The sequence below is a fragment of the Paenibacillus gorillae genome, assembly GCF_000513275.1.
Taxonomy (GTDB): Bacteria; Bacillota; Bacilli; order Paenibacillales; family Paenibacillaceae; genus Pristimantibacillus; species Pristimantibacillus gorillae.
This window is the reverse complement of record NZ_CBVJ010000153.1, coordinates 1-2,934: the sequence shown is the minus strand read 5'-3', so window position 1 is coordinate 2,934 and position 2,934 is coordinate 1. Positions and strand designations below refer to the sequence as shown.

General features: G+C 53.2%; 1 rRNA gene. It reads right to left on the bottom strand.

Annotated elements, in window-relative coordinates:
- A 23S ribosomal RNA gene (locus TY10_RS28435) occupies positions 1–2,932 on the bottom strand.
- Positions 2,933–2,934: the final 2 nt, after the last annotated feature.

Below are 2,934 nucleotides of genomic sequence, written 5' to 3'. Positions count from 1 at the left end.
TAGGATAAGCCCTCGACCGATTAGTATTCGTCAGCTCCACACATTGCTGTGCTTCCACCCCGAACCTATCAACCTCGTCGTCTTCAAGGGGTCTTACTAATTGGGAAGTCTCATCTTGAGGGGGGCTTCACGCTTAGATGCTTTCAGCGTTTATCCCGTCCGTACTTGGCTACCCAGCGGTGCTCCTGGCGGAACAACTGGTACACCAGCGGTACGTCCATCCCGGTCCTCTCGTACTAAGGACAGCTCCTCTCAAACTTCCTGCGCCCGCGACAGATAGGGACCGAACTGTCTCACGACGTTCTGAACCCAGCTCGCGTACCGCTTTAATGGGCGAACAGCCCAACCCTTGGGACCTACTTCAGCCCCAGGATGCGATGAGCCGACATCGAGGTGCCAAACCTCCCCGTCGATGTGGACTCTTGGGGGAGATAAGCCTGTTATCCCCAGGGTAGCTTTTATCCGTTGAGCGATGGCCCTTCCATTCGGTACCACCGGATCACTAAGCCCGACTTTCGTCCCTGCTCGACTTGTAGGTCTCGCAGTCAAGCTCCCTTATGCCTTTGCACTCTCCGAATGATTTCCAACCATTCTGAGGGAACCTTTGGGCGCCTCCGTTACATTTTAGGAGGCGACCGCCCCAGTCAAACTGTCCACCTGACACGGTCCCCGAACCGGTTTCACGGTCCTGGGTTAGAACTCCAATACGATCAGGGTGGTATCCCAACGATGCCTCCACACAAGCTGGCGCTCATGCTTCTCAGGCTCCCACCTATCCTGTACAGATCGTACCAAAGTTCAATATCAAGTTACAGTAAAGCTCCATGGGGTCTTTCCGTCTTGTCGCGGGTAACCTGCATCTTCACAGGTATTAAAATTTCACCGGATCTCTCGTTGAGACAGCGCCCAAGTCGTTACGCCATTCGTGCGGGTCAGAATTTACCTGACAAGGAATTTCGCTACCTTAGGACCGTTATAGTTACGGCCGCCGTTTACTGGGGCTTCGGTTCACAGCTTCGGGTTACTCCTAACCGCTCCCCTTAACCTTCCAGCACCGGGCAGGCGTCAGCCCGTATACTTCGCCTTACGGCTTCGCACAGACCTGTGTTTTTGCTAAACAGTCGCTTGGGCCTTTTCACTGCGGCCCCCTCGGGCTATTCACCCTACCGAGGCACCCCTTCTCCCGAAGTTACGGGGTCATTTTGCCGAGTTCCTTAACGAGAGTTCTTCCGCGCGCCTTAGCATGCTCTGCTCGCCTACCTGTGTCGGTTTGCGGTACGGGCACCTAGATCTAACTAGAGGCTTTTCTTGACAGCCGGAGTACATGACCTTCGCTACTGTAATTTTCGCTCCCCATCACAGCCTAGCTTACGCGAGTTGCGGATTTGCCTACAACTCTGCCTCACTGCTTGGACGGACTATTCCATCAGTCCGCGTCACTGCCCTTCTGTGTCACCCCATTGCTCAAACAATCTTCGGTGGTACAGGAATTTCAACCTGTTGTCCATCCACTACGCCTTTCGGCCTCGCGTTAGGTCCCGACTTACCCTGAGTGGACGAGCCTTCCTCAGGAACCCTTAGGCTTTCGGCGGACAAGATTCTCACTTGTCTTTTCGTTACTCATACCGGCATTCTCACTTGTATACTGTCCACCAGTCCTTACGGTCTGACTTCAACCTATATACAACGCTCCCCTACCCAAGATACATACGTATCATGCCATAGCTTCGGTGGTGTGTTTAGCCCCGTTACATTTTCGGCGCAGAGTCACTCGACCAGTGAGCTATTACGCACTCTTTAAATGGTGGCTGCTTCTAAGCCAACATCCTGGTTGTCTTTGCAACTCCACATCCTTTCCCACTTAACACACACTTGGGGACCTTAGCTGATGATCTGGGCTGTTTCCCTCTTGACAATGGATCTTAGCACTCACTGTCTGACTCCCGGTAAACATGTCTATGGCATTCGGAGTTTGACTGGACTTGGTAACCCTTGGCGGGCCCCGCACCCAATCAGTGCTCTACCTCCACGACACTCTTAACCGAGGCTAGCCCTAAAGCTATTTCGGGGAGAACCAGCTATCTCCGAGTTCGATTGGAATTTCTCCGCTACCCCCACCTCATCCCCGAATTTTTCAACATTCGTGGGTTCGGGCCTCCAGTGCGTGTTACCGCACCTTCACCCTGGACAGGGGTAGATCACACGGTTTCGGGTCTACGACCACGTACTTATTCGCCCTATTCAGACTCGCTTTCGCTGCGGCTCCGTCTTCCCGACTTAACCTTGCACGTGAACGTAACTCGCCGGTTCATTCTACAAAAGGCACGCCATCACCCCTAAATCGGGCTCTGACTTTTTGTAAGCGCACGGTTTCAGGTTCTTTTTCACTCCGCTTCCGCGGTGCTTTTCACCTTTCCCTCACGGTACTGCTTCACTATCGGTCACTAGGGAGTATTTAGCCTTGGCAGATGGTCCTGCCGGATTCCGACGGGGTTTCACGTGTCCCGCCGTACTCAGGATCCGTCTCGGAGAGTATAGATTTTTGGTTACAGGGCTTTTACCTGCTCTGGCGGGCCTTTCCAGACCTCTTCGCCTAACCTACACCTTTGTAACTCCATGTGAGACGTCCTACAACCCCAAGAAGCAAGCTCCTTGGTTTGGGCTAATCCGCGTTCGCTCGCCGCTACTGACGGAATCACTTTTGTTTTCTCTTCCTCAGGGTACTTAGATGTTTCAGTTCCCCTGGTATGCCTCTCGTTAACCTATGTATTCAGTTAACAGTGACTATCCATTACGATAGCCGGGTTTCCCCATTCGGACATCCCCGGATCAAAGCCTGCTTACGGCTCCCCGAGGCAGTTTCGTTGTTCGCCACGTCCTTCTTCGGCTCCTAGTGCCTAGGCATCCTCCGTGCGCTCTTACTAGCTTAACCAA